This is a genomic window from Neobacillus solisequens (genome assembly GCF_051233465.1).
Classification (GTDB): Bacteria; Bacillota; Bacilli; order Bacillales; family Cytobacillaceae; genus Neobacillus.
In genome coordinates, this window is the sequence record NZ_JBKFGJ010000011.1 from 331,414 (window position 1) to 354,275 (window position 22,862).

Annotated in this window: 25 protein-coding genes and 1 riboswitch; of the genes, 16 read left to right on the plus strand and 9 right to left on the minus strand. The window is 38.5% G+C overall.

The genetic code is table 11. From position 1 onward, the window contains the following. Positions 1–120: 120 nt before the first annotated feature. Both ACI3K6_RS13045 and ACI3K6_RS13050 read left to right on the plus strand, forming a co-directional pair. Positions 121–471, plus strand: coding sequence for a DMT family transporter (locus tag ACI3K6_RS13045; RefSeq protein WP_335482385.1), 351 nt, complete (start codon positions 121–123; stop codon positions 469–471). 2 nt (positions 472–473) lie between these two features. Then, positions 474–788, plus strand: coding sequence for a DMT family transporter (locus tag ACI3K6_RS13050; protein WP_335482386.1), 315 nt, complete (start codon positions 474–476; stop codon positions 786–788). A 37-nt stretch (positions 789–825) separates the two neighbouring features. Here ACI3K6_RS13050 and ACI3K6_RS13055 read toward each other — a convergent pair whose 3' ends face one another. Then, on the minus strand, positions 826–1,518 hold the full coding sequence (locus ACI3K6_RS13055; RefSeq protein ID WP_435555163.1) for a copper homeostasis protein CutC: 693 nt from the start codon (positions 1,516–1,518) through the stop codon (positions 826–828). 107 nt (positions 1,519–1,625) lie between these two features. Continuing rightward, a riboswitch (PreQ1 riboswitch) is annotated at positions 1,626–1,670 on the plus strand. A gap of 6 nt (positions 1,671–1,676) precedes the next feature. Here ACI3K6_RS13055 and ACI3K6_RS13060 point away from each other — a divergent pair. The 4 genes from ACI3K6_RS13060 (at position 1,677) to ACI3K6_RS13075 (ending at position 5,784) form a co-directional block, all read left to right on the plus strand. After that, positions 1,677–2,213, plus strand: coding sequence for a QueT transporter family protein (locus ACI3K6_RS13060; protein ID WP_435555164.1), 537 nt, complete (start codon positions 1,677–1,679; stop codon positions 2,211–2,213). Between the two features lie 473 nt (positions 2,214–2,686). Beyond that, positions 2,687–4,414, plus strand: coding sequence for a methyl-accepting chemotaxis protein (locus tag ACI3K6_RS13065; RefSeq protein WP_435555165.1), 1,728 nt, complete (start codon positions 2,687–2,689; stop codon positions 4,412–4,414). 166 nt (positions 4,415–4,580) lie between these two features. Then, positions 4,581–5,105 carry a DinB family protein gene (locus tag ACI3K6_RS13070; RefSeq protein ID WP_435555166.1) on the plus strand — a complete coding sequence of 175 codons (525 nt, stop codon included), beginning with the start codon at positions 4,581–4,583 and terminating at the stop codon, positions 5,103–5,105. 250 nt (positions 5,106–5,355) lie between these two features. After that, a complete protein-coding gene (locus ACI3K6_RS13075) occupies positions 5,356–5,784 on the plus strand; it encodes a VOC family protein (protein ID WP_435555167.1) in 429 nt (142 codons plus the stop codon). Between the two features lie 77 nt (positions 5,785–5,861). Here the strand turns inward: ACI3K6_RS13075 and ACI3K6_RS13080 are convergent, their stop codons facing one another. From ACI3K6_RS13080 to ACI3K6_RS13090, 3 genes are all read right to left on the minus strand, one after another. Continuing rightward, positions 5,862–6,470, minus strand: a complete 609-nt coding sequence (locus tag ACI3K6_RS13080; protein WP_435555168.1) for an exonuclease domain-containing protein — start codon at positions 6,468–6,470, stop codon at positions 5,862–5,864. Positions 6,471–6,550: 80 nt separating this feature from the next. Then, positions 6,551–7,117 (minus strand): TetR/AcrR family transcriptional regulator, encoded by a 567-nt coding sequence (locus ACI3K6_RS13085; RefSeq protein WP_435555169.1) that lies wholly within the window; start codon positions 7,115–7,117, stop codon positions 6,551–6,553. After that, on the minus strand, positions 7,101–7,832 hold the full coding sequence (locus tag ACI3K6_RS13090; RefSeq protein ID WP_435555247.1) for an MBL fold metallo-hydrolase: 732 nt from the start codon (positions 7,830–7,832) through the stop codon (positions 7,101–7,103). The genes ACI3K6_RS13085 and ACI3K6_RS13090 overlap by 17 nt, the downstream gene beginning before the upstream one ends. Positions 7,833–8,072: 240 nt before the next feature. On the opposite strand from ACI3K6_RS13090, the gene ACI3K6_RS13095 reads away from it, so the two are divergent. From ACI3K6_RS13095 to ACI3K6_RS13120, 6 genes are all read left to right on the plus strand, one after another. Then, a complete protein-coding gene (locus tag ACI3K6_RS13095) occupies positions 8,073–8,588 on the plus strand; it encodes a DoxX family protein (protein WP_335482403.1) in 516 nt (171 codons plus the stop codon). Between the two features lie 195 nt (positions 8,589–8,783). Further along, positions 8,784–9,299: a DoxX family membrane protein gene (locus ACI3K6_RS13100; protein ID WP_435555170.1), complete on the plus strand. Its 516-nt coding sequence runs from the start codon at positions 8,784–8,786 to the stop codon at positions 9,297–9,299. Positions 9,300–9,461: 162 nt separating this feature from the next. Next, positions 9,462–10,571 (plus strand): ABC transporter ATP-binding protein, encoded by a 1,110-nt coding sequence (locus ACI3K6_RS13105; protein WP_435555171.1) that lies wholly within the window; start codon positions 9,462–9,464, stop codon positions 10,569–10,571. Further along, positions 10,561–11,364 (plus strand): ABC transporter permease, encoded by an 804-nt coding sequence (locus ACI3K6_RS13110; RefSeq protein ID WP_435555172.1) that lies wholly within the window; start codon positions 10,561–10,563, stop codon positions 11,362–11,364. The genes ACI3K6_RS13105 and ACI3K6_RS13110 overlap by 11 nt, the downstream gene beginning before the upstream one ends. A gap of 1 nt (position 11,365) precedes the next feature. Beyond that, the gene (locus ACI3K6_RS13115) at positions 11,366–12,172 is read left to right on the plus strand and encodes an ABC transporter permease (RefSeq protein ID WP_435555173.1); all 807 of its coding nucleotides are present in this window, start codon (positions 11,366–11,368) and stop codon (positions 12,170–12,172) included. Continuing rightward, positions 12,169–13,242, plus strand: coding sequence for an ABC transporter substrate-binding protein (locus ACI3K6_RS13120; protein WP_335476610.1), 1,074 nt, complete (start codon positions 12,169–12,171; stop codon positions 13,240–13,242). Before ACI3K6_RS13115 ends, ACI3K6_RS13120 begins: the two co-directional genes overlap by 4 nt. A gap of 163 nt (positions 13,243–13,405) precedes the next feature. Here the strand turns inward: ACI3K6_RS13120 and ACI3K6_RS13125 are convergent, their stop codons facing one another. The 3 genes from ACI3K6_RS13125 to ACI3K6_RS13135 all read right to left on the minus strand — a co-directional run bounded on the left by ACI3K6_RS13125 (position 13,406) and on the right by ACI3K6_RS13135 (position 15,878). Then, positions 13,406–13,627 (minus strand): hypothetical protein, encoded by a 222-nt coding sequence (locus tag ACI3K6_RS13125; RefSeq protein WP_435555174.1) that lies wholly within the window; start codon positions 13,625–13,627, stop codon positions 13,406–13,408. 343 nt (positions 13,628–13,970) lie between these two features. Beyond that, positions 13,971–14,984 carry a biotin synthase BioB gene (bioB, locus tag ACI3K6_RS13130; RefSeq protein ID WP_435555175.1) on the minus strand — a complete coding sequence of 338 codons (1,014 nt, stop codon included), beginning with the start codon at positions 14,982–14,984 and terminating at the stop codon, positions 13,971–13,973. 279 nt (positions 14,985–15,263) lie between these two features. After that, the gene (locus tag ACI3K6_RS13135; protein WP_435555176.1) at positions 15,264–15,878 is read right to left on the minus strand and encodes a TetR/AcrR family transcriptional regulator; all 615 of its coding nucleotides are present in this window, start codon (positions 15,876–15,878) and stop codon (positions 15,264–15,266) included. A gap of 169 nt (positions 15,879–16,047) precedes the next feature. On the opposite strand from ACI3K6_RS13135, the gene kynU reads away from it, so the two are divergent. From kynU to kynB, 4 genes are read left to right on the plus strand one after another with little or no spacing between them, the layout of a single operon-like run. After that, the gene (gene kynU, locus ACI3K6_RS13140; RefSeq protein ID WP_435555177.1) at positions 16,048–17,334 is read left to right on the plus strand and encodes a kynureninase; all 1,287 of its coding nucleotides are present in this window, start codon (positions 16,048–16,050) and stop codon (positions 17,332–17,334) included. Positions 17,335–17,373: 39 nt separating this feature from the next. Then, positions 17,374–18,786, plus strand: coding sequence for an amino acid permease (locus tag ACI3K6_RS13145; RefSeq protein WP_435555178.1), 1,413 nt, complete (start codon positions 17,374–17,376; stop codon positions 18,784–18,786). A 29-nt stretch (positions 18,787–18,815) separates the two neighbouring features. Next, positions 18,816–19,673: a tryptophan 2,3-dioxygenase gene (kynA, locus tag ACI3K6_RS13150; RefSeq protein WP_335476604.1), complete on the plus strand. Its 858-nt coding sequence runs from the start codon at positions 18,816–18,818 to the stop codon at positions 19,671–19,673. A 43-nt stretch (positions 19,674–19,716) separates the two neighbouring features. Further along, entirely contained in the window at positions 19,717–20,349 is a 633-nt protein-coding gene (gene kynB, locus ACI3K6_RS13155) for an arylformamidase (protein WP_335476603.1), read from the plus strand. A gap of 302 nt (positions 20,350–20,651) precedes the next feature. Here the strand turns inward: kynB and ACI3K6_RS13160 are convergent, their stop codons facing one another. Together ACI3K6_RS13160 and ACI3K6_RS13165 are read right to left on the minus strand one after the other, a co-directional pair. Beyond that, complete coding sequence (locus ACI3K6_RS13160) at positions 20,652–21,062, minus strand: vWA domain-containing protein (RefSeq protein WP_335476602.1); 411 nt, start codon at positions 21,060–21,062, stop codon at positions 20,652–20,654. Positions 21,063–21,402: 340 nt separating this feature from the next. Further along, entirely contained in the window at positions 21,403–22,653 is a 1,251-nt protein-coding gene (locus tag ACI3K6_RS13165) for a cation:dicarboxylate symporter family transporter (RefSeq protein WP_435555179.1), read from the minus strand. Positions 22,654–22,862 lie beyond the last annotated feature (209 nt).

Below are 22,862 nucleotides of genomic sequence, written 5' to 3' on the forward strand. Positions count from 1 at the left end.
TCAGTAAATGATGAACATTTCCTTACAGTACTTTATCAGATTAAACATCTTTTCTTGTATTTATGGTATTCTAAAATAATGACTTAATTCAAAATTAGGGTGCAACACGAGGTGATAAAAATGAACAAAGCCTGGATGTATGTAGGAATGACCTGCATCTTTGAGTTAATGTGGGTATATGGATTTAACACAGCCGTCACTTGGTGGGAATGGGGTATGGTTATCGCCATCATTTTTACTGACTTCCACATCTTGCCTAAGGCTTGTGAAAGTTTGCCAACGGGTACCGTTTACTCGGTTTTTGCTGGTGTTGGTACAATAGGGACGGTCTTAATGGATATATTTCTGTTTGGTGGAAGCATGAACACTCTTAAATTACTGTTTATGGCATTCATTGTAATCGGAGTGATTGGCTTGAATCTTGCTGATCATCGTGAAGAACATAAAGAGGTTAGGAAGGAGGTCGCCTGACAATGGGCTGGTTGTTTTTAATATTGGCTGCTGCCAGTGAGGTAATCGGGGCTGCAGGTTTAAAATTATATAGCCAAAAAAAATCGATCCGAAATGGACTTCTTTATATTGGCGGGTTTGGACTTTCCTTTGTATTTTTGTATACATCATTCCATTATATACAGTTAAGTATAGCCTATACAGTCTGGACGGGGATTGGCACTGCTGGAGCCGTTTTAATTAACATGTACCTTTTTGGTGAATCCAAAAATATCGGGCGGTTTATTAGTGTGGGCTTAATCATGATTGGGGTAATCGGATTACGGGCTATGTCCTAAACGAAAACAACCCAAAGGCATATTTGGGTGTTTTCATTTACGTAAGCAATTCTTTTAATTGTTTGATCTTGTTTCCTTCAATTTGATTCTGGAAGCTTCCTCCCATCCTGACCGCAGAGCCAAAATGATATTCACTGGCACGAAGCTCTTTGTGAACAAATTCTATATTATCTAAGGACAGTCCAGAACCGGGCATGATGATTGGATAATGCGCAGATTGTTTCGATTGTTGGATCATCTCTTTTAATGTGCTGATTCCTTCAATTGCCGTCGGATTTCCTCCAGAAGTTAAAATGCGGTCCACATGAAAGGAACTGCCAATGAGCGATTGATAAAGTCCAAGGGGGTTGGTTTCGTCGATTGCCCGGTGAAACGTAACCGAGAGACCTTTGCATTCTTCCAATACCATTGATAGAAACTCAAAATCCAAAGTCCCGTGCTCCGTAAGCGCACCAAAAACAATCCCTGCCGCACCTAGTTCCTTGATCATTTTTATATCATCCTTCATGGCGGACCATTCATTTTTTAGATAGGTAAAGGAGCAGCTATGCGGACGCACCATGACCATTACTGGGATATCAACACTGTTTACCACTGTTTTGATAATTCCGTAACTGGGGGTTAATCCACCTTCTCCTATGGCAGATACTAATTCTAATCGATCTGCTCCATTTGCCTCTGCCATTATGGCATCCTCTTTGTTTAATACAATAATTTCAACTAAGCTCATGTGCATTCCCTCATTCTGTTATCATTCTTACCTAGTTTATAACAAGTTTAAAAAAGTGTCATTGACTGTTTGTACGTTCTATATTATTATACTAGTTTGCAGGTAACTAACTAGTGGTTCGAGAACCTCCCACTTAAAAAAACTAAGGAGAAATGAATATGGAGAAAACAAATGAAGCGTTCGGTGTTCATTATCAACCGGACAAATCACAAAGTAGAATCAAAGAAATTGCAGTCAACGGAATTGTTGCTGCCTTGTACATTGCTGTTTCAGCTCTAATCCAGCCATTTGGATTCACACAAGTACAGTTCCGCGTATCAGAAATGTTTAACCATCTGGTTGTATTTAACAAAAAATATCTTTATGGCATTATTCTTGGCGTTTTTCTTACTAATCTGTTCTTTTCACCAATGAAGGCCGACCTTATATTTGGCGTGGGTCAATCATTAATCGCCTTGTTAATCACGATTTTATGTGCAAAGTTTATTAAATGCATATGGACACGAATGATCGTGAATACGATTGTCTTTACTTTTACAATGTTCCTCATTGCCATTGAATTACACCTAGCCATTAAACTGCCCTTCTTGTTTACATGGTTAACTACTGCTGCTGGAGAATTAGTCGTGATGGCCGTGGGAATGCCGATTATGTATTTCATTAATAAACGTGTACACTTTGATAAAATCGTATAAATATTTAGAGCTATTGTCTGATCGTTTGACCAGACAGTAGCTCTTTTTTTTGCTTGACTCTATTAATATTGATTGTTGGTTTCGTGAGGTAAAGGAATTGATAGGCGGAGAAATCCGGCTAATAGATGAAGAGTAAGCAAAAGAAGCAGATATAAGCGGAGAAATCCGCTTAACTAATCTAAATAGGCTAAAACTCAAAGTTTTAGATCAAATAAGGGGAAAATTCCGCTTATTTTCAAGAAAATATGGGTATTTCCCAAATTTAGTGGAATTTTTCCGGTTATTTTTCAAATACAGTAAAGCAAACATTCAGTTTTATAAAATGAATTATATATTAGGTGACACTTCGTAATATTCTTAGCAGGACAAAATCAACAGTATTCTACAACATAGCCTTTTGCTTAAGGAAAACTTAAGGAACATATGCTTAAATGTCCTCATATGTAATTTATCATCAGGAGGCTGGCATCATTATGAATTTTTTTAAGAACTTTAGGTTTGCTCAAAAAATTAGCGTTTTAACTGCAAGTTTTTTCTTATTTCTTGCTATCATTGGCTACGTTTCATTCAATCAAATTTCCGATTTACATTCAAAGGTAAAAGAATTGAATGATTCACGTCTTGTACCCATTGTCCAACTCGAGGATCTAAAATCAAATATCGAATACATAAAGACACAATCTACTTCCATTATGGATGCACGTGATGATGCTGAAGAAATGTCAGCTATTCAGAAGGATGTAGCAACTCGAGAAGCTACTGTAAAGAAACAGTTAACGGCATACAAAAATAATTCAGAATTCAGAACCATGGTAAAAAAGGTGAACGCCTTCCTTACTGCTTCTGAATCGTTTGTGCACTCAAACGAGGCACAACAAACGGTGGATACTACTATACAGCAAGGGGCAACTGCAGGTCCGCCTCAGGGTATGGTGAAAATGGACTCAACCCGGAAGGAAGCCATTAATGCACTGGACAAGTTAATTGACAACCAAGTCAAAAATGCCCAAAAAACATACGATGACAGCAAATCGGTTTACAAAACCACTCTATTAATTATTATTTCTGTATTGGCAGCTAGTGCTATCTTTACCTTACTTTTATCGGTATTTATTACTAGATCGATTGTGATACCTGTTAAAGGTGTCACATCAAAGTTAAATGAAATTTCACAAAGCAATGGTGATTTGACCCAGAGAATTGGTTATAACAGCAAGGATGAAATGGGTGAACTGAGCCGAAGCTTTGATCTGTTCATTGGAAAATTATGGGACATTATCAAAGAGGTGGCGGCTTCATCTGAAACGATTTCGACATCAAGTGGACAATTAAACGAAGCGACGGGTGTGACCGTTCAATCCTTGGAGATGATTTCAAAAACCATTGGAGAGATTGCTTCAGGTACTTCTCAGGGAGCGGCATTTGCTGAGCAGACGACCTCAAATCTGATAGAAGCTGTCAATTTTTCAGAATCTACCGCTATGGCGACGAGGCAAACGAATGACAATACTCTAAAGGCAAAACAAGCTGCAGAAGAAGGTGCCGGAAAAATTTCTAAAGTGGTTGATTCCATTACCAATATGGCTGCTTCTTCAAAAGATGTTACGGTAATCATCAATGATCTAAATGAATCATCAAAAAAAATCGGGGAAATTATTCAAATTATCTCAGGAATTTCTACCCAAACTAACCTGCTTGCCTTAAATGCTGCTATTGAAGCAGCACGTGCAGGAGAGGCGGGAAAAGGCTTTAGTGTCGTTGCTGAGGAAATTCGTAAACTGGCTGATCAGAGCAACAAGGCGGCCATTGAAATTTCTGAACTTGTAAAAGATAATCAAGCAAAATCCATCTCAGCTGTACGATCCGTTCATTTAGTGGAAGAAAGAGTAACGGAAGGTGTTAAAAATGCCGACGAGGTTGGCGAATCTATTCAAAATATCATGAACCATATTCAAGGTATCGTAAATCAAGTAGAGCAAATTGACAAAATGAATACACAGCAGGCGAATTCATCAAAAGAAATGAGACAGGCAGTAGCCAATTTGGCGGACGCCTCCAGTGAGATCGCAGCCGGAACGGAACATATTAGTAAAAGTATCAATGGACAAGTTCTGACCATGAACGAAATGGAAAAAACAACAAATCAGCTATCAGATATGGCGAAACGTTTAAAAGAATTAACAAACGGATTTAAAATTTAAGTTCTATACAGAAAAAACTGCTGCCCCTCATATCTACTGTTAATGGGTAGAGGTTCTTTGGGAGAAACTGCCAATCAGCGCACCTTATTGTTGATATTATTTAAAAAATGGAAATATAATTAAATTAGCTTTTGAATATATTGCCACTTGAGGGGGAGATTTTTACATGCTGCAGCGTCCAAATGAAAACGAGTATCCGGAATATTATGTTCCCTATGTTAACTTAGTAAGAGATGGTGACCTGATCACCATTTTAAAAGAAAATCGCTCACAGGTATCTGAGCTTTTCCATAGTCTTTCCGACGAAGACGGACAATATCGCTATGCACAAGGTAAATGGAGTATTAAAGAAGTTCTGGGTCACATGTCGGATACGGAGAGAGTAATGAGCTACCGGTTACTTCGCATTGGCCGCGGTGACCAAACACCATTAGCTGGTTTTAATGAAGAATACTTTGTCAACGGCTCACAGGTGAACGATTTTCCAATTAAATCGATTCTAAACGAATTCATCTCGGTTAGAACTGCTACCATTTCACTAATCGAAAACATGCCCAAATCTGTCTGGGAAAATGTAGGCAACGCTAACAATCTGCCAGTGACAGCTCGAGCAGTCGCTTACATCCTTGCAGGTCACGAAATTCACCATCGTAACATCATAACTGAAAAATACCTGCCAAATATCAAATAAATACTATATCTACAGAGCAATTGATGCGTGTTTCATCGTTGCTCTTTTTTCATGGAGAAGGTTCGTTAAGGTAACAGACACCAACAATTATATAAATGTGAAAAATATAGTTGCGAACAAATGTTCTTGTATATTATAATTTAATTGTTGGCAATAATAGGTAGGGCTTGAGAAAATAACATGATTGGATTTGCTTATGTTGTCGATGGCTTTGTGATGGTTAACTATTTTTGTTAGGGAGATGATTTTTTTGACTACTCGTTTAATTCCTTACTTGGTGATGAATGGAAATGGCAGAGAAGCGATTCAATTTTATGAAAAAGCATTAGGTGCGCAAGTTTTATTTTTACAATCCTTTGGAGAAATGCCAGAAAATCCGGAATTTCCTTTACCCGCTGAAGCCAAGGACTATGTCAGCCATGCAACATTTAAAGTAGGAGAAACAGAAGTTATGCTGTCTGATACCTTTCCTGGTCAGCCGCATCATAGTGGAAACCAAGTAACAATCTGTATTTCTACAGATGATATCGAGGAAGCAAAAAGAATGTTTAATGCCTTACAAGATGGCGGTCAAGTTTCTATGCCGCTTCAAGAAACATTTTTCAGCCCTGCATATGGCAATTTGACCGATAAATTTGGCGTTTCTTTCCAAATTTTCACCGAAGGAAAACAGCATTAAAATAGTTCCAAGGTTCCAAGGATTCTTTGGAACCTTTTTATTATACAAAAAAGAATCAACCAAGCAGCTGATTCTTTTCATCCCATTTTCGATTTTGCGGCTGCAGGTTGATATTTCCTCATTGGTCCATAATCCAGGACTTCCTGCAAATAAAGATTTCCATTCGGACTTTTTTTCTTAAGCAGTTCCATCAAATATGTAATATCATCCATCGCTCTATGTGTTTGATGATTCGTAATTTCATGAGCTTCTAATAAAGTTAACAATTTGCTGTTGGGGAAACCATACTGTTTCCACGTTACATTTCTCATTGAGCAGTACCATTTTAATTCATTGACTTCAGGGTACATGTAGTACAGAAAACTTCGGTCAAACGAAGCATTATGGGCGAAAACAGAATCTGCCCGATCAAAATACGATTTTATCTGTACGTCTAAAAAACTCTTTCCCTTAACCTTTTCATATGGAATCCCATGAACCCGGAAGGCCTTCGGATAGTTTCTTTTGGCAGAGCTCGAGAGCGGTTCGCGTAAAAAAGAATCTTCTTCAATAATTCCCATAATTTCCCCAGTATCCTCACGATAAGAAAATAACTTCATTGCCAGTTCAATTACCTCATCGGTGGTCGGGCCCAAACCAGTTGTTTCAACATCCAGAATCAGACCAACACGTTCCTGTATTCCCATCAATATCATCCTTTTAATCCGAAAGTTTCCTTCATTATACCAAATTCATGTCCATCCTCCTATCTGGAAAATATGCCTAATTATTTTTCCAAACCTGCAATAAAAGCCCTCATGATGATGGACAAACTCTCATCTAAATCAAGCGCCATTTTAAATCCCCCACGCTGCTCCAAAGCAGAAAAACCATGTAAAATACTGCGCAGTCCTCTAACAGCGTGCAGGGCAAGATCACCCTCCAACTGAAAGGCCTGTAATACTTTAACAGAAAGCTCTACGATTTTAGCCCCCGCCTGCTGAACATCCCAATCCTCAGGGTCAGGTGCCATAAGCGTTGCCTCATATAAACCGGGGTGGTTCCGTGCAAAATTAACATATGCCCTGCTTAAAGTTAAAATCGCTTCGGTGCCTGACACACCGATTGCTGATTGGGTCAATTCTTCATATAGCTTATTAATTCCATGTATTGCAAGTTGCTTTCGTAATCCCGGTAAACCATCGAAATGATTATATAAAGAAGGAGGGCGGATGTTCAGCTTCTTAGCTAAATTAGCCAAGGTAACCTCCTGCATCCCTTGCTTATCCGCCAATTCCCCCGCTGCTTCAAGTATTTTTGTTAATTCGAGTGCAAATTTAGGCCGTGGTGACATGGTCGTTCTCCTTTATCTTTTGTTCAAAATGGTGAATTGCCTTATTCATTTGAGCCGTAGGGCTTTCAATCATTTCCCCATGGCCGATTGCCAATAAACTGGGCTTGAGCCCTGCTAGTTTTTTAGCACTTCGTAATGCCGTTTTTTTGCTCCAAGTTCCAAAAGCCGGGAATGGAAAGAAAGGCTTCACATCTCCAGCAACCGCCATTCCTCCTCTTGTCTGATAAGCATCTCCCGCAATCACTGCATTTGTTCTAGAATCAAGAAATGACATTGAGCCAGGTGTGTGCCCCGGAGTTTCGATTGCAATTAATGAACCAATCCTATCTCCTTCCTTTAATAATATAGATGCTTTTGTTTTTAAATTTTTCGGGACTCCCCCCTTTATCGGTGTTTGGTCCTCACTAGGATCCAGTGTCAGATCTCTGTTCATTAACCTGTTGTCTCTAACAGAAATATAGACCGGTACATCAGGAAGGACTTCTTTCAGTGAATCTAGGGCACCAACATGATCGCCATGTGCATGCGTCAATACAATCTTATTTATCGGCTTTCCAATCTGTTCAGCTGCCTGTAATATCCCTTTTGTACTAAAGCCCATTGCTGCATCAATCAGTGTCAATCCGCTCTCCTCCACTACTAAATAACAATTAACCGGAAACACTTTTGGCATAAACGTCACCTGATATAAAAATTTATTTTTCGTGATTCTCATCATTAACCATCCCCTTAAAGCTAATATCATTAGTTTTATTTTAACTAATGATATTAGTTTTATCAAGCATTTCCCCCTATTTTATTAAAAAGAGTTTCAACTATCTCCATGTAACAAATTGTTCATATCATTTTTACAGAAATGTGAACCGTTGAACAAATTACTCTCAATTCGAGATAATTATGCTATATTAACAATGTAATCATAATTTAAATCATATTAAACAAAGGAGTGTTACAAATGGTTGCAAATTGGTTAAGACAAAATAAAATAGCATCTGGACTTTTAACAGTTCTACGCTTATATATCGGGTATGCTTGGTTGACAGCAGGCTGGCATAAACTTTCTAGCGGTGGTTTTGATGCTGCAGGATTTTTAAAAGGTGCCATTGCGAATCCTGTAAAAGGCCCAGATGGAGCCGTTCAATTTGGTTGGTACGTTGATTTCTTAAAGCATTTCGCCTTACCAAACGTTGATATTTTCAATACAATTGTTCCTATTGGTGAATTTTTGGTTGGTTTAGGATTAATCCTTGGTTGCTTAACAACCGCAGCTATGTTCTTCGGGCTTGTGATGAACTTCGCTTATCTATTCGCAGGTACAATTTCTTCTAACCCAATGGATATCTTAATCGGCGTGATTATCCTATTTGCTGGATTTAACGCTGGTCGCTTCGGTCTTGATAACTGGGTGATTCCATTCATTCGCAAAACTGTTGGTATAAAAGGTAAGGAAACAATAAAACAAAGTGCCTAATAAAAAAGAAAGAGTCTCGTTGGAAAATGAGACTCTTTCTTTTTTAACTTTTCCACTATGACCATGTAACAAATTGTTCATATCATTTTTACAGAAATGTGAAATAGCAAATAATTCAAACTTCATTCAAGTTAAACCTGTTATATTAACACTATATTCATAATTTAAATCATATCAAACGAAGGAGTGTTACAAATGGTTGCAAATTGGTTAAGACAAAATAAAATAGCGTCTGGACTATTAACAGTTCTACGCTTATATATCGGGTATGCATGGTTGACAGCTGGCTGGCATAAACTTTCTAGCGGTGGTTTTGATGCTGCAGGATTTTTAAAAGGTGCCATTGCAAATCCGGTAAAAGGTCCAGATGGAGCCGTTCAATTTGGTTGGTACGTTGATTTCTTAAAGCATTTCGCCTTACCAAACGTTGATATTTTCAATACAATTGTTCCTATTGGTGAATTTTTGGTTGGTTTAGGATTAATTCTTGGCTGCCTAACAACTGCAGCTATGTTCTTCGGGCTTGTGATGAACTTCGCTTATCTATTCGCAGGTACAATTTCTTCTAACCCAATGGATATTTTAATCGGTGTGATTATCCTATTTGCTGGATTTAATGCTGGACGCATCGGTCTTGATAACTGGGTGATCCCATTCATTCGCAAAACTGTTGGTGTAAAAGGTAAGGAAACAATAAAACAAAGTGCCTAATAATAAAGAAAGAGTCTCGATGGAAAATGAGACTCTTTTTTTTATGTTATCACATGGTTTATTGTGTAAAAAGAAGGAATTATTGAAATTTTGTCACCATCCTGTATAATTGTCTCCGAATCAAATAGAATTATAGAAAAAATTTCACAGGGGAGGTTTGAAATGGCAAATAACACAATCATTCAATTTAAAAATGTCACCAAACAATTTGATCAGGATTCACTAGTCCTAGATCATGTCAGTTTCGAGATTGAAAGAGGGAAATTTTATACCTTACTGGGTCCTTCAGGCTGTGGTAAGACGACCATATTACGATTAATTGCCGGATTTACCGAGCCAACTACCGGTGACATTTTTTTTAACGAGAAAAAGTTTAATGATATTCCGGCGAATAAACGGCAAGTTAATACGGTTTTTCAGGATTATGCCCTGTTTCCGCATCTAAACGTATACGAAAATGTTGCGTTCGGATTGCGCATTAAAAAATTAAAAAATAGTGAAATTGATTCAAAAGTAAAGGAAGCACTCAGCTTTGTAAATTTAAAAGGATTTGAGCAGAGAGAAATTCGTGAAATGTCAGGCGGTCAACGCCAGCGGGTCGCGATTGCAAGAGCCATCGTCAACGAGCCTGAAGTCATTCTGCTTGATGAACCATTATCCGCGCTAGATTTAAAGCTACGTACAGAAATGCAGTATGAATTGCGTGAGCTTCAGCGCCGTTTGGGGATAACGTTTATTTTTGTCACCCACGATCAGGAAGAGGCTTTGGCGATGTCAGATGAGATCTTTGTCATCCATGAGGGCAAAATCCAGCAAAGCGGTACCCCAATTGATATTTATGATGAACCGATTAACCGTTTTGTAGCAGATTTTATTGGCGAATCCAATATTGTTAGTGGAAAAATGAAGCAGGACTTTTTAGTCGAATTTGTCGGCAAGGAATTTGACTGTGTTGACGGCGGCTTTAATAAAAACGAGCTGGTGGAGATTGTCATTCGACCGGAAGATTTGGAAATTACCTCCCTTGAACAAGGAAAGCTTCAAGTTCGGGTCGATTCACAATTGTTCCGTGGTGTCCATTATGAAATTTGCTGTTACGATAAGGACGGAAATGAATGGCTCGTTCATTCCACGAAAAAGGCTGAAGTTGGTGCAGAAATTGGCCTTTATTTTGACCCGGAATCTATACATGTTATGAGGCTTGGTGAAACTGAAGAAGAATTCGACCGTCGATTAGAAATCTATGCGGATGGAGAACGCCATGGAGAATAAAGGTTCTCGCTATTTATACTCGATTCCTTATTTTCTTTGGATTGTTCTTTTTGTCATTGCACCCATTTTTCTTGTATTCTATTACTCTTTTTTCGATATTGAAGGCCATTTTTCGTTCGTTAATTATCAAAAGTTTTTTACACCAGTCTATTTAAAAATGACATTCAGTTCATTTTGGTATGCAATTTTAATCACAGTATTGACTTTGCTCGTTTCTTATCCAACGGCTTACCTGTTAACGAAAACCAAACATAAGCAATTATGGCTATTATTAATCATTGTTCCATCTTGGATTAATTTGCTGTTGAAAGCCTATGCTTTCCTTGGAATCTTTGGTACCTACGGGGTAGCGAACAGTTTATTGGAGATTATTGGAGTGGGTTCGAAGCAAATCTTATTTACGGATTTCAGCTTTATTTTTGTTTCCGTTTACATTTTTATTCCATTCATGATACTGCCAATTTTTAACGCTTTGGATGAATTGAATCCGACACTTTTGGATGCAGCCAGCGATTTGGGCGCTTCTAAATGGATTACATTCCGCCGGGTTATTTTTCCACTAACGCTGGACGGGGTCAAATCAGGCTGCCAAGTTGTATTTATACCGGCGTTATCTCTGTTCATGTTGACAAGGTTAATTGCCGGAAATCGGGTGATAACACTTGGAACTGCAATTGAGCAGCATTTTTTAGTCACTCAAGACTGGGGTATGGGATCGACAATTGCCGTGTTTTTAATCATCATTATGGTGCTAATCATGGTCGCGACCGATACGCGAAAGCGAGGTGTGTAAGTTGGATAAAAAAATCTCTCCGTTATCAAAAGTATTTTTAGTATTCATCTTTTTTATCCTGTATGCACCCATTTTCTTTCTTATTTTTTATTCCTTTAACAGCGGGGATACCATGTACGACTTTAAAGGATTTACCTTGGATTGGTACAGGGAGCTATTTCATGATACAAGGCTGTTGATTATTGTACTTAATACCATTGTTGTTGCCTTGCTATCCGCTCTTTTTTCAACCGTTATTGGAGTTCTCGGGGCATTGGCCATTTACTTGGCGAAGAAATGGCAAACAAAAAATACGCTGCTATCGTTAAACAATGTGTTAATTGTCAGTCCGGATGTCATTATTGGTGCGTCGTTTTTGATTTTATTCACCATGGTGGGAATTAAACTGGGCTTTTATTCTGTGCTGCTTTCCCATATTGCGTTTAGCATTCCCATTGTTGTGTTAATGGTGCTGCCTAAATTAATGGAAATGAGTCCTTCGCTAATCGATGCGGCACGTGATCTAGGGGCGAACAGCTGGAACGTTCTGACAAAGGTAATGATCCCGTTTATTTCACCCGGGATATTCGCAGGTTTTTTTATGGCGTTAACGTATTCGTTTGACGACTTTGCGGTAACTTTTTTTGTAACCGGAAACGGTTTTTCGACGTTATCGGTGGAAATTTATTCCTTGGCACGTAGGGGTATTTCATTGAATATTAACGCCCTATCTGCCCTGCTCTTTGTATTCACGATGCTGCTAGTGGTTATTTACTATTTTATTAGTCAGCGAACCAAGTTGAGTGGAATGGGGGTTCGCAAACAATGAAGAGTCTGATTCGCTTTTTTATCGTCATTGCAGCTGTATCCGCCATTTTGCTATATACCATTTCCAGTTTAAATACATCGCAGGGCTACTCTGGAAGCAATACATTGACCGTATTTAACTGGGGCGACTATATTGACGAGGAACTCATTACGAAGTTTGAGAAGGAAACAGGCATTAAAGTCATTTATGAAACATTTGATTCCAATGAGGCAATGATGACCAAAATAGAACAAGGCGGAACGAATTACGATATTGCTGTTCCATCAGAATATATGATTGATAAAATGCGCCACGAGCATTTACTAATCCCTTTGGATCATTCTAAGCTCCCAAACTTAAAAAATATTGATAAACGGTTTATGGACCTACCGTTTGATCCTAATAATAAGTACTCTATCCCCTACTTCTGGGGAACGGTCGGGATTGTCTACAATACTAAAATGCTTGGTGGAGAAAAAATCACTAGCTGGAACGACCTTTGGAAACCGGAGTTTAAAAATAGAATATTGCTCACTGACGGGGCCCGCGAGGTAATGGGCATGGGGTTAAATAGTTTGGGATACTCATTGAATGATACGAATAAAGCACATTTACTTGAGGCAAAAAACAAACTAAATAAATTGACGCCAAATGTAAAAGCGATTGTCGGTGACGAAATTAAAATGCTGCTTGCCAATGAGGAAGCTTCAATCGGCTTGGTCTGGTCGGGAGATGCCTCAGAGATTATGTCTAATAACGAGAATTTGGACTATGTCGTTCCTAAAGAAGGTTCCAACCTTTGGTTTGACAACATGGTCATCCCAAAAACAGCCAAAAACATCGATGCAGCCCATAAATTCATTAACTTTATGCTTGACCCAAAAGTAGCAGCCAAAAACACCGAATACGTCGGCTACTCAACACCTAACAAGGCTGCCCTAAAACATATGCCTAAAGAAATCACAGACGATAAACGTTTCTACCCATCGCCTAACCTAACCAAAAAACTCGAGGTCTATAAAAACCTCGGCAAAAAGAACCTAGCCTACTACAACGAACTATTCCTGCAATTCAAAATGCACAGCAAGTAGCGGGCCGTATGAGGTTCGGTGTCAGTTCGGTGTCAGTTCGGTGTCAGTTCGGTATCAGTTCGGTGCCTGGCACCGCCTGTGGACAATTGTCCGCATGGAAAAGACAGTCCGAGTTTCGGACTGTCTTTATTTATTTATTCATTTATTTATGCTGGAATTTCTTCTAGTAGCTGTTATCTTCTTCGAATTGGGTTTTGTTGGTGTACCAGTTGGTTAACTGGGTTAGGATAGCGAAGACGAAGAAGAAGTTCATCGCCCATATATTGATAAATGGGGTGATTCCTCCGAATTCAATGGTTTCCATTCCCTTTAGCTTCATGACGATTATTGATTCTATAAAAATGAGGATAAATCCCAAAACACCCGCGGCGGCTGCTCTAATCATGATAAACAACTCCTCCATTTCCTTTTTTTACTATTTATATGGTATCAAGATTAATTTTCAACAATTTTGTGAACGTTGTTAATCCTATTATATATCAGTGGAAAAATATGAAAAGTAAAAAGGTACTTTTCATCAAAAAGATTCCATCTTCACAACTTCCACATAACTTCTCCCTAAAATCCCCACAAGTTTTTTATAAGATAAAGACAACTTAATTAGGAAATAAGTTCACGGAACTCATTTCTTAAAACTTCCCATAATTTTGATTGGTGCCGACACCAATCTATTTTTTTTGTAAAAAGACCCCCTTTTTCTAATTGTCTTGGAAAAAGGGGGTCTTTTATTATAGGGTGCTGACAAAGGTTTGGCTTTCTGTTTCAAACGGATTTTCTTCGATTTCAAAACCAAGATCTTGGATTAATTGAAGGTCTTCATTACTGCCTTGACCTGCCGTGGTTAAGTAATCGCCGACAAAAATAGAATTGGCAATGAACAAACCTAGATTTTGAAAGGAACGCAGGTTGAATTCTCGCCCCCCCGAGACCCTAATTTCCTTGGTCGGATTAATAAAACGGAATAGGGATAAAATTTTCAAACAGCGAATGGGGGTTAGATCATCCATGCCCTCAAGTTTTGTGCCTTTAATTGGATGAAGAAAATTAACTGGAATGGAGTCCGCGTCTAGCTCCTTTAAGGCAAAAGCCATTTCTACGATATCGGCATCTGTTTCACCCATGCCACAAATGACGCCTGAGCACGGGGAGATCCCCGCCTTCTTCACATTTTCAATGGTAGTAACTCGATCATCATAATCATGAGTTGTTGTAATGTTAGTGTGATGATTGGAGCTCGTATTTATATTATGATTAAACCGGTCCACCCCGGCCTCTTTCAGCTTTATAGCCTGTTCCTCCGATACCAATCCCATGCAGGCGCAAATTTTGATCTGGTCTACTTCACTTTTAATCTCCTGGACTGCAGAGATAACCGTGTCCACTTCATTATTGGTCGGTTTGCGCCCACTCATAACGATGCAATATGTACCAATTTTATTCTTCTTTGCCTCTTTAGCACCTTCCACAATCGTTTGTTTACTAATAAGGGGATACCTTTCTATTTCTGTGGTTGCTTTAATAGATTGAGAGCAATAGCCGCAATCTTCCGGACAAAGGCCGCTCTTGGCATTGATGATTAGGTTTAGTTTAACTTTCTTACCGTAGTAGTTCCGCCGAATTTCGTATGCACCATTCACAAGAGACAGAATGTCGTCATCTTTTGCCAGCAAAATTTCTTTCGCTTCTGCCTTTGATAGTGAGTAACCATCAAGAACCTTTCTAGCAAGCTCTGTCCAATTCATTTCATCACCTCCGAATAATATGTTAACCGTTTTAAATTTTAAGTTAACATATTAAATTATAAAACAAGAAAACCATGAAATAAACTATTTTTGGAAAAAAATTCAGTACTCCATCTTCACAAATTCCACATAACTTCCCTATAGGTTCTACATAAGTTTTCTATATGATAAAGGTAAGTTAATTAGGAAATAAGTTCACGGAACTCATTTCTTAAAACTTCCCATATTTTTGATTGGTTCTCTCAACCAATCCTTTTTTTTGCCCTTTTTTAAAGGGGCTTATAAATATAGCCCCTTAGTATAAACAGACGTTATTGTTTCTGCTATTTCTTCTATTGAATCCTGCCGCTCATTTCGAACTATTTCCCAAAGATACATTTCATTCATGAAAAACCATCCTCTTGCCACCAATTCATGCTTTAATTCCGATCTTGCTAACCCTTTGTGTTGGGCATAGGCAATATCCTTTGAAATGATTTGAATAAACTTTTCTCGAATGGTTTTCCACTTGTCGGCAATAGCAGTTGATATGCCAATTGCCTGTTCAAATACTTGCATCATGTTACGTTCCATTTCTGCCATCTTTAAAAAAGCCGTTGCCTGCTCTTTAATGATTTGCTCTGCTTCCTCTTTTGATGTTGGAAAAAAGGAAATTTCTGCTATTTCATAGAATTTCTCCATCACATCCTCCATTAGGACAATGAGGATGTCCTCTTTCCCTTCGAAGTGAACATAGGCAGTCCCGTATCCAATATTAGCTTTTTTTATCATTTGAGTGATCGTCGCTTTTTGAAACCCATCTTTTAAAAATACTTCTCTAGCTGCCTCCAATAACTTTTGTCTTGTCTTCAAGGATCGCAAATGTCGTTTATCGATTACTTCCTGATCAGCCAATTTCCTTCCTCCCTGATCCCATTTCTTCTAGCATAGTGGGAATTTGCAAAAATGAAAAGTATCATCCTTATCTGTGAAAATATTATTAATTTTCTGATATATAATATTGACACCGTGTCATATTCCTTGTTATGATTCACTAGAAAAAACCTTAGTAAGGAGGAGTAATATGGACTTACATGATTTTTCCCTAACATTAGATTTTGCTAAAAAGTTGGACTCTGAAGACACATTAGCAAGATTTCGAAAAGAGTTTTATCTTCAACCGAATACCATCTATATGGATGGGAACTCATTAGGACTGCTTTCAAAACGTGCCGAACGTGCACTATTAGATACACTTGAGGATTGGAAAGAGTATGGCATTGATGGCTGGACACAAGGAAAACAACCATGGTTTAACCTTTCTGAAAAATTGGGAGAAATGATTGCTCCATTAGTTGGTGCATCCGCAGATGAAGTTATTGTAAGCGGTTCCACAACTGTTAATCTTCATCAACTGCTTGCCACATTTTATAAACCAAAAGGTTCCCGCACCAAAATTGTGGCGGATGAGTTAAATTTCCCCAGTGATATATACGCACTCAAGAGTCAACTAAACATACATGGATTGGATCCAGATGTTCATCTGATCCGTGTAAAAAGCCAGGATGGCAGATTCTTAGTTGAAGATGATATTATTGCCGCCATGAGTGATGATGTTGCACTTGTGATTCTCCCAACTGTTTTATACCGCAGTGGCCAAATCTTAGATATGAAACGCTTAACAGTAGAAGCCCATAAACGAAATATTATGATTGGATTCGACGCATGCCATTCTATTGGTGCAATCCCTCATTCTTTTAGCGAATGGGATGTAGATTTCGCGTATTGGTGCAATTATAAATACTTAAATGGTGGACCAGGTGCAGTCGGAGGCTTGTTTGTAAATCGAAAGCATTTTGATACAGCGCCGGGATTAGCAGGATGGTTCGGGTCTGATAAAGAGAAGCAATTTGATTTAGAACATAACTTTACTCCTGCTAATACTGCTTCTGCCTATCAAATTGGAACACCTCACCTCTTAAGTCTTGCTCCGTTAATGGGTTCATTAGAAATTTTCGCAGATGCCGGTATGGAGAAAATCCGTCAAAAGTCTCTTCACATCAATCACTATTTTATGAGATTACTAGAGGAAGAATTAGCTGGAATGAAGTTTGAAATTGGCAACCCTAGAGAGGATTACCGTCGTGGCGGACATGTAAGTCTTGAGCATCGTGAAGCTGCCAGGATCTGCAAAGCATTAAAAGAAAACGGGGTTATTCCGGATTTCCGGGCGCCGAATGTCATCAGACTCGCACCAGTTTCTCTTTATACCTCCTATGAAGACGTTTGGAAAGCCGTTCAGATTCTCAAAAAGATTATGACCGAAAAGCTATATGAGAAATTTGCCAATGAACGTGAAGTCGTGGCATAACCTGTTTCATTTTTTTAAGAAACCATAAGGAGGCTATATATGGAGAACAAACCTACACAAATAAAAAATGGCCACGATTCTGAGAAAGAGCTAAAGCGCGATTTAACTACTAGGCAGCTCACCATGATTGCCATGGGGTGCGCCATTGGAACTGGCCTGTTTCTAGGCAGTGGATTGGCCATTAGTACGGCCGGACCTGGGGTATTAATCAGTTATGCTATTGGTGCTTTTATTGTCTTATTATTAATGGGATGTTTAGCAGAAATGACAGTTGCCCATCCCTCAACGGGAGCTTTTGGATTTATTGCGGAAAAGTATATGGGTCCGATGGCCGGTTATCTTGTCCGCTATTCTTACTGGATCGCAAATGTATTGGCGGTCGGAGTTGAAGTAAGTGCCATTGCTGTTTATATGCATTATTGGTTCCCAACCGTTCCAGGAATGATTTGGATCTTGCTGTTTGGTGGGGTTCTAATTTATGTAAATGCTACAAGTGTTAACACCTTTGCTACCTTTGAATATTGGTTCTCCATGATAAAAATCAGTGCCATAATTGGTTTTATCCTGTTGGGACTCTATGTTGTGTTTGGTTCTTCCTCCGTGGCAAATATTGGCCCGGAAAACCTAGTAAATACCGGAGGATTCCTTCCACATGGCTGGTCAGGTGTATGGATTGCGGTTTTTATTTCTTTATTCAGCTTTTTAGGGACAGAATTAATAGCTGTTACAGCCGGCGAGGCAAAGGATCCGGATGTTGCCGTTCCAAAAGCTTTAAAGGCAACTGTCTTCCGTCTATCCACCTTCTATGTCATCACACTTGCTATTATGTTAATGATTGTTCCATGGAAATCAGCAGGAATCGATAAAAGTCCATTTGTAAAAGTAATGGAAATTTTAAATATCCCGGGTGCTTCCGGAATTATGAATTTTATCATTTTAACAGCGGCATTATCGGCAATGAATAGTCAGCTTTATGCATCCACAAGAATGATGTTTTCCCTATCACAAGCTAAATTTGCTCCTGCCTTTCTTGGAAAAGTAAACAAAAAAGGAGTCCCGCTTACTGCTCTTGGTGTTTCTACTATTGGAATCATGGTGGCGGCAGCGGTCAGTGCCATCTTCCCTAATACCTCCTATGCTTTTATGATGGGAATCTCCATGTTTGGAGCGATTTTCACCTGGTTCATGGTTTTCATCTCTCATTTGTATTTTAGAAAAGCCTGGGAGAAAAATGGTGGCCGTAATCTGCCGGTAAAAATGATTGGTTTCCCCTATTTAACCGTGTTGGGGGCCATTCTCTTAGCAGCCCTTATGATTACAACTTGGTTTACGGATTTTAAAATATTACTTCAATTCGGTATCCCATGGCTCATCTTTTTATCTATCATTTATTTCTTTACAAAGAATAAAAAAACTAATGTACCAGAATCATTAAATCAGCAAGTTAAATAAAGAGGATTGGAAGAAAGGGATGATTAATAATGAACAACCTCGACAGTACAAAGCGGCAAATGAAGGGGAGTCTGGAGAAGGAAATCCAAACCAATTTTCAAAAAGAAATGTCATATGGTGATTACCTTCACCTGGATCAAATTTTATCAAGCCAACATCGTCTATCCCAACATCATGACGAGATGCTCTTTATCATCATCCACCAAACAAGCGAATTATGGATGAAGCTGATTTTACATGAATTAAATGAAGCCATTCAGTGTATTCTTAAAAACGATCTGGAGCCATCCTTTAAAATGCTGTCACGTGTCTCGAGAATTCAGCAGCAGTTAATTCAATCCTGGAGCGTACTTACTACATTAACTCCAGCTGATTACATGCAATTTCGCGATAAGCTGGGACATTCCTCCGGGTTTCAGTCCTACCAAAATCGTCAAATAGAGTTTGCTCTAGGACAAAAAAATGTCCATACTTTAGCTGTTTATCAGCACCAGCCAGAATTATATGAAACGATGGTTAAATCCCTTGAAGCACCCAGTATTTATGATGCGGCCATCATGGCGCTTAAAGCACATGGATTACCAATCGAAGAAAATGTTCTGAAACGGGATTGGTCTCAAAACTACGAACCAAAGACAAGCGTTGAAGAAGCGTGGCTGACTGTTTACCGGAATACCGATCAATACTGGGATCTTTATGAGCTTGCTGAAAAGCTGGTAGACATCGGCAATCAACAGCAATTATGGCGTTTTAATCACATGACAACAGTGGAAAGAATTATTGGCTATAAGAAAGGAACAGGCGGGTCATCCGGCGTCAACTATTTAAAAAAGGTAGTTGATCAACAATTTTTCCCTGAATTGTTGAGTCTCCGAACCAAGCTATAATACACTATAAACAAAAAGATAGCGGAGTTGAGGAGGCAAAAATATGAGTAAATGGATTGATGTTTCACAACCTCTTGCCAATGGAATCCCCGTTTGGCCGGGAGATACCCCTTTCAGTTACAAGGTGAGCTGGAGTAAGGAAGAAAGCGGGTCAGTCAATGTAGGCGAAATTACGATGAGTGTTCATACCGGAACCCATATTGACGCTCCTTTTCATTTTGATAATTACGGTAAAAAAGTCATTGATCTTGACTTAAATTTATACATTGGAGAAGCATTGATTATACATTTGGAAAATGTGACGAGCATTGGGGTCAACACTTTGGCAGATTTCCATTTGGACGGTGTCACTCGACTGTTGATCCGAACAGATGCATGGAAAGACCGGATTCATTTCCCAGCTTCTATTCCCCCTATTGAACCGGAACTGGCCGCCTATTTAGCCGTTAGAGGTGTCCGTCTGCTCGGACTCGATTTGCCCTCGGTTGACGCTTTGGACAGCAAAGAACTCTTAGCTCATCACGAGCTCACAAAACATGGGATCCACATATTAGAAGGATTGGTTTTAGATCATATAGAACCAGGAAATTATGAATTAGCAGCCCTTCCATTGGCATTAAAAGAGGCAGATGGAAGTCCAGTTAGGGCAGCAATTAGAAAGATTAAGAGGCTTTAACACAATGTTAAAGCCTTTTTTTACTACTGTAATGTTCCATCATCTTATTTATCAGCCAATTTCCTACTATAAACAAAACAATACAAAGTGGCAAAGACCAAGAGCCAATCTTGTCTAACATGGCATTCCCAAAGAATATGAGCACGGCCAAAAAGCCTATTTTTAAAAACCAAAATAAAAAATTCATACGTTTCACCCTTTCAGGAAAACTATTAATACCTATTTTCCCTCATAAAGGTGTACGTTTCAATGAATGACTCTTGGGCTGAAAAAGCCCTCACAATTTACCGTGGCCTTGCTTACTACGCCACTTTAATAGCTTTACCAAATGGAACTCTTGGTAAAAATTGACCAGGAACCAGCCAAAACATATCAAAGTCAACTTTTTCCATATCTTCCGAGAAAAAGCCTGTCACATCCGTAATATAAAACAGTGTGTCAATATTTTCTTCTTTTGCCCATTCAAGCACGAGTGTATACGATGATTTTCCGTGGCTAAAATATTTGATTGTATCGCTTTTAACCGGAGTGATACTTCTTATTTTAAAGTCAGCTTGAACCAAAATCGTATCTGGTTTTACCGTTTCAAAAAGTTTTACAATATTATTAATAAGAATAGCAGGTGCTTCACTGCTAGAAGTATCGACTGCTAATGCTACTTTCTTATCTTGACGTTCCTGAATCATTGATAAAATCCGCTTATGCCATTTCAAAACCGTTTCCCCCTTTGTTTTTGTGGCGACAGCTATTATTTTAAGTTAAACAAAATAGGTTTATGATTGGATAATATTAGAAATCAATATTTGATGAAAAATTGTTTAAATTGAGCATAAACTATAATAACAATAATAAGATTTAAGTTTCCTTAAATTAATAAAAAACTTCACCGTTTAAACAACTTTAGCTTTAATGCGTTATGTACTCTTGTACTCATAGAAAAACACCCTCCTAAGAACCCAAATAGGATTCAGGGGGGTGTTTTTCCTTGTCTCATTGATCTTGGTCTTCCAAAACTTGCTTATCGATTTTTATTCCAGTAAGAAGACCTTATCATTATGCGGCTAATTCTTCTTTCTCCGCGTCGTCAAGCTTGTAGCCTTCCCATCTTGAGATGACGATGGCAGCAAGTGAGTTACCTACGATATTTACGCAAGTACGAGCCATATCAAGGATTCGGTCGATACCTGCAATGAATGCAAGGCCTTCGACAGGAATACCGACACTTCCTAATGTAGCAAGCAATACAACAAAGGATACACCCGGTACCCCGGCAATTCCCTTGGAAGTTACCATTAATACCAGTACCAATGTAATTTGATGCGTGATGCTCATATGAATGCCGTACATTTGAGCAATGAATAATGCGGCAATGGCCTGATATAACGTTGATCCGTCAAGGTTGAAAGAATACCCTGTAGGAATGACAAAGGAAGTAACCGACTTTGGACAGCCGATTTTCTCCATTTTTTCCATGATTCTTGGAAGAACTGTTTCTGAGCTAGCAGTAGAATACCCTAATAATAATTCGTCTTTTAAATATTTTAAAAGCTTGAAGATGTTATAACCAACCAGTTTAGCTGTTAACCCCATAACAACCAGAATAAAGAAGGCCATAGCACCATATACAACAATTACCAGTTTTCCTAACGGAATTAATGAAGAAAGACCAAACTTTGATACCGTTACTCCAATTAATGCGAAAACGCCAAGAGGAGCAACCTTCATGACTTGGTTGACGACATAGAACATTGCCTCTGAAATCCCTTTAAAGAAGTTAAGAAGCGGCGTTCCTCTTTCACCAATCGCTGCAATTCCTAGCCCGAACATGACGGAGAAGAAAATAATGGCTAACATATCCCCATTTGCCAGTGACTGGATGATGTTGGTTGGAACAATATTAACAAATGTATCAACCATCGAGTGGCTTTCTGTTGTTTTCGCAGTCTCAACATAGGTATTAATATCTGTTTTTGTTAAAGCAGAGCGGTCCACTCCTGTCCCAGGATGGAAAATGTTTGCAGTTAGCAACCCTACTAATATAGCAATAGTAGTAATAGTTTCAAAATAAAGGAGCGTTTTACCGCCCAGTTTACCAAGAGATTTTATATCCCCTACACCGGCAACACCAACAATAATACTAGAGACAACTATTGGCACGACAATCATCTTAATCAGACGGATAAAGATATTTCCGATAGGCTGCAGATAATCAGCTACATGCGGATTACCATAAAAGATGCCCCCTACCACAATACCTAGTGCCAATCCAATAAAGATTTGCCATGCTAAACTAATTCTTTTCATTCGCATTCTCCTTTTATCTGTAGTATAAAAAAAGTTAATAAATTGATTTATTTTAACACATAATTCGAATAATAGTCTGTTACTTTTCTCACAAACTTTTTAGATTTCTACTATAATATTAATTTTTATTCCATCATAATACAATAGAAATTTTATTCCAATCTTATTGTGTATAAAATTTTATTAAAATAATAAAATTTCTGAATGTT

Coding starts and splice junctions, on each gene's coding strand:
- ACI3K6_RS13055 (WP_435555163.1), bottom strand. CDS start 1,518: ATGAGCTTAGTTGAAATTATTGTATTAAACAAAGAGGATGCCATAATG.
- ACI3K6_RS13165 (WP_435555179.1), bottom strand. CDS start 22,653: ATGAAAAGAATTAGTTTAGCATGGCAAATCTTTATTGGATTGGCACTA.
- ACI3K6_RS13050 (WP_335482386.1), top strand. CDS start 474: ATGGGCTGGTTGTTTTTAATATTGGCTGCTGCCAGTGAGGTAATCGGG.
- ACI3K6_RS13065 (WP_435555165.1), top strand. CDS start 2,687: ATGAATTTTTTTAAGAACTTTAGGTTTGCTCAAAAAATTAGCGTTTTA.
- ACI3K6_RS13100 (WP_435555170.1), top strand. CDS start 8,784: ATGGTTGCAAATTGGTTAAGACAAAATAAAATAGCGTCTGGACTATTA.
- bioB (WP_435555175.1), bottom strand. CDS start 14,984: ATGAATTGGACAGAGCTTGCTAGAAAGGTTCTTGATGGTTACTCACTA.
- ACI3K6_RS13145 (WP_435555178.1), top strand. CDS start 17,374: ATGGAGAACAAACCTACACAAATAAAAAATGGCCACGATTCTGAGAAA.
- ACI3K6_RS13045 (WP_335482385.1), top strand. CDS start 121: ATGAACAAAGCCTGGATGTATGTAGGAATGACCTGCATCTTTGAGTTA.
- kynA (WP_335476604.1), top strand. CDS start 18,816: ATGAACAACCTCGACAGTACAAAGCGGCAAATGAAGGGGAGTCTGGAG.
- ACI3K6_RS13120 (WP_335476610.1), top strand. CDS start 12,169: ATGAAGAGTCTGATTCGCTTTTTTATCGTCATTGCAGCTGTATCCGCC.
- ACI3K6_RS13125 (WP_435555174.1), bottom strand. CDS start 13,627: ATGATTAGAGCAGCCGCCGCGGGTGTTTTGGGATTTATCCTCATTTTT.
- ACI3K6_RS13060 (WP_435555164.1), top strand. CDS start 1,677: ATGGAGAAAACAAATGAAGCGTTCGGTGTTCATTATCAACCGGACAAA.
- ACI3K6_RS13090 (WP_435555247.1), bottom strand. CDS start 7,832: ATGAGAATCACGAAAAATAAATTTTTATATCAGGTGACGTTTATGCCA.
- ACI3K6_RS13105 (WP_435555171.1), top strand. CDS start 9,462: ATGGCAAATAACACAATCATTCAATTTAAAAATGTCACCAAACAATTT.
- ACI3K6_RS13085 (WP_435555169.1), bottom strand. CDS start 7,117: ATGTCACCACGGCCTAAATTTGCACTCGAATTAACAAAAATACTTGAA.
- ACI3K6_RS13070 (WP_435555166.1), top strand. CDS start 4,581: ATGCTGCAGCGTCCAAATGAAAACGAGTATCCGGAATATTATGTTCCC.
- kynB (WP_335476603.1), top strand. CDS start 19,717: ATGAGTAAATGGATTGATGTTTCACAACCTCTTGCCAATGGAATCCCC.
- kynU (WP_435555177.1), top strand. CDS start 16,048: ATGGACTTACATGATTTTTCCCTAACATTAGATTTTGCTAAAAAGTTG.
- ACI3K6_RS13110 (WP_435555172.1), top strand. CDS start 10,561: ATGGAGAATAAAGGTTCTCGCTATTTATACTCGATTCCTTATTTTCTT.
- ACI3K6_RS13095 (WP_335482403.1), top strand. CDS start 8,073: ATGGTTGCAAATTGGTTAAGACAAAATAAAATAGCATCTGGACTTTTA.
- ACI3K6_RS13080 (WP_435555168.1), bottom strand. CDS start 6,470: ATGGGAATACAGGAACGTGTTGGTCTGATTCTGGATGTTGAAACAACT.